This is a genomic window from Glutamicibacter sp. BSL13, from assembly GCF_052928425.1.
The window spans coordinates 1-2,205 of the sequence record NZ_JAVGCZ010000189.1 but is presented as its reverse complement, the minus strand read 5'-3'; the positions used below and the strand labels follow the sequence as shown (position 1 = coordinate 2,205).

The window sequence follows — 2,205 nt, the reverse complement described above, 5'->3', positions numbered from 1 at the left end:
CCGATCTCCACCTGCCCGTGGTGCAGGCCGGCCCGTTCCCGGATGCCGCGCAGCCCAAACCCGGATCCGGCGGTGCCCGGGCGCGCGGTGCCCGCATCGGTGGTTTCGGTTTCCACCCAGTCCCCGTGCGCGTCGCGGCCCGAACGCAGGCTGAGCCGGGCGGTGCGGGCGGTGGAGTGCTGGCGCACGTTGGACAGGGCCTCGCTGCTGATTCGGTACAGGGCCAGGGACAGGCCCTGGGGCAGCGTGGCAAGGAAGCCCGGGCGGTGTTCGGCAACGCTCAGCTGCACCTGCAGCCCCAGCCCGGCGTTGTGGGTGATCAGCTTCTCCAGCTGCCCTAGGGAGGGTTCGGGGTGGCGGGTATCGCCCAGTTCCGGGCTCTGGGCCTGGGCCTGGGTGTGGTGGGCGGGGTCGCGCAGCACCCCCAGCAGGGCGCGGGTTTCGCTGACGGCGCTGCGGGCGGAGGATTCGATGCCGCGCAGCAGCTCGGTGGCGCGCTGCGGGTCGCGGTCCTGCACCAGCCGGGCCGCGGAGGCCTGCACTCCCACCGAGGAGATGTGGTGGGCGATGACGTCGTGCAGTTCCCGGGCGATGCGCAGCCGTTCCTCGCTGACCGCCCGGGCGGCCAGTTCCTCGGCCTGCGCGGCGATGCGGGCCGCCTGTTCGCCGACCACCTGGTTCGCGTAGGCGTTGGACCAGCTGATCAGCCCCAGGAAGATGGCCCCGCCGAAGTAGAGCAGGTTGATCAGGAAGGTGTACAGCGGCAGTGCCCCCAGCGGGTCGAACGCCCCGGCGGGGTCCTCGACCAGGGTCCGGCCGGTGGCGGTGACCAGGTCGGAGGTGAAGAAGGAGAGCACGAGCCACAGCGCCATGGCCAGCAGCACCACGGCCAGCGCGGTCCACAGCGCGCGGCGGTTGCGGGCCCAGGCGACGGCCGTGTAGATCGCCAGGAAGTAGGCCAGCTGGGCGCACAGCTGCATGGCCACAATCGCGCTGTCCCCGACCCCGGCGAGCATGAACACGGCCGAGGAACTCAGCATGACAAGGATCGGCCAGCGCCGGCGCACCAGTAGGGGCGCCACCAGTCCGGCGATGACCAGGTAGGCGATGGTGCGGCTGACCGCGTCCTCGCGTTCGCTGAGGGACTGGACCAGTTCCTGCATGAACAGCGCCAGCACCAGGAACCCCAAGCCGGCCCACACATCGCGGCGCAGGGAGGCCGGCGCGGGGGCCGGACGTTCCCATTCGGCCGGGGGCAGGGAGGGCAGCAGACGGTGCACGTGGTCGGCGAGTCGGGCCATGGCCTTCTCCTGGGGCAGCATCCGGCGGGGGTGCTTCGCACTTTACCCGGTGCCCGGGCGGGGCGGATGCGCCGGGAGGATTACGCCAAAGGTCGTGCCCGGCGGTGGCGGGGGTGGAAGATATTGTTACCCGGCGGTAATGTGACGGTATGCACATGATCTTCCGTATCCTCATCCTGCTGTTCAGCAGCCGTCGCCGACCGAAGCTGAGCATGCTGGATGCCGGCAGCGTGCCGATGCGCGCCACCCTGACCGACATCGACTTCGCCGGGCACATCAACAACGGCATGTACTTCTCGATCTTCGACCTGGGCCGCTTTGATTTGATGTTCCGCTCCGGGATGTGGGCGGCGCTGCGCCGGAACAAGTGGACCCCGGTGGTGCAGGCGGAGATGATAACCTTCCGCAAGTCGGTGAAGCTCGGGGTGAAGTTCACCCAGGAGACCCAGGTGCTGGGCGCCGATGAGAAGTGCATCTACTTTGAACAGCGCATCGTGGTCGACGGGGAGATCTATGCCCGCGGCTACATCGCGACCCGACTGGTCTCCAAGTCCGGTCCGGTGCCCAATGAGCAGATCTTCGCCGCCGCCGGGGTGAGCATGCCCGATGACCGGCAGGTCCCGGCCTGGATCACCCAGTGGCGTGAGGACAGCTCCCTGCCCTCGGCCCGCCGCCCGGCCCCGCACAGCTGGGTGGGCTAAGCCGGAGCGGATCATCTGGCCGTTTGGCGGGCCACGGCCGGCTCAGGCCCCGTTCGGTGAGTCCGCGGCGGGGGCGCCGGCCTCGTGCCGGCCGTGGGCGGCGTGCAGGAAGCGGGCGATCAGCTGCGGGTCCTTGACTCCGCGGGAGGACTCCACCCCGGAGGAGACATCGGCCCCCGCCGCCCCGGAGGCGGCCAGCGCCG

The 2,205-nt window shown here is 70.4% G+C and carries 3 protein-coding genes; 1 reads left to right on the top strand and 2 read right to left on the bottom strand.

Going from position 1 to position 2,205, the window contains the following annotated elements; all coding sequences use genetic code 11:
- The coding region (locus RCJ92_RS15685; protein ID WP_446755092.1) for a sensor histidine kinase at window positions 1-1,301 on the bottom strand (1,301 nt) is incomplete at its 3' end.
- A gap of 149 nt (window positions 1,302-1,450) precedes the next feature.
- Between RCJ92_RS15685 and RCJ92_RS15680 the strand changes: the two genes are divergently transcribed.
- Window positions 1,451-2,002, top strand: coding sequence for a thioesterase family protein (locus RCJ92_RS15680; RefSeq protein WP_054822066.1), 552 nt, complete (start codon window positions 1,451-1,453; stop codon window positions 2,000-2,002).
- Window positions 2,003-2,044: 42 nt separating this feature from the next.
- On the opposite strand, the gene trpF is transcribed toward RCJ92_RS15680, so the two are convergent.
- Window positions 2,045-2,200: a phosphoribosylanthranilate isomerase gene (trpF, locus tag RCJ92_RS15675; RefSeq protein WP_446755093.1), complete on the bottom strand. Its 156-nt coding sequence runs from the start codon at window positions 2,198-2,200 to the stop codon at window positions 2,045-2,047.
- Window positions 2,201-2,205 lie beyond the last annotated feature (5 nt).